At 39.8% G+C, this 384-nt stretch carries 1 pseudogene; it reads right to left on the minus strand.

Going from position 1 to position 384, the window contains the following annotated elements:
* A pseudogene (locus ACYQ0O_RS13175) lies at positions 1 to 293 on the minus strand (transposase); the annotation flags it as partial.
* Positions 294 to 384: the final 91 nt, after the last annotated feature.

Consider the following 384-nt stretch of genomic DNA (forward strand, 5'->3'; position numbering starts at 1 on the left):
ATGCTGATTCGTATCCCAGCATCCTCAAGTCTTCCAGTAAATTCCTTGCTCGTAAACTGTGAACCCTGATCACTGTTGAATATCTCTGGTCTGGATATCTTTAGTGCCTTCTGTAGTGCCTCAAGACAAAATCCTACTTCAAGTGTGTTTGATAGCTCCCAGGACAGTACATACCGACTATACCAATCTATTATTGCTACAAGGTACAAAAAACCTATGCTCATCCTTATATAGGTTATGTCCGTGCTCCACACATGATCAGGCTCTTTGATTGATAAACCCCTTAATAAATAATGTTAAAGGTACAAAAATTCCCCAGTAAAAGGCCCTTAAAAATCCCCACCTAAGGATGTTAACCTCCCTTCAACAAGCAATTAAGTTGGA

This window comes from Desulfothermus okinawensis JCM 13304 (assembly GCF_054654515.1).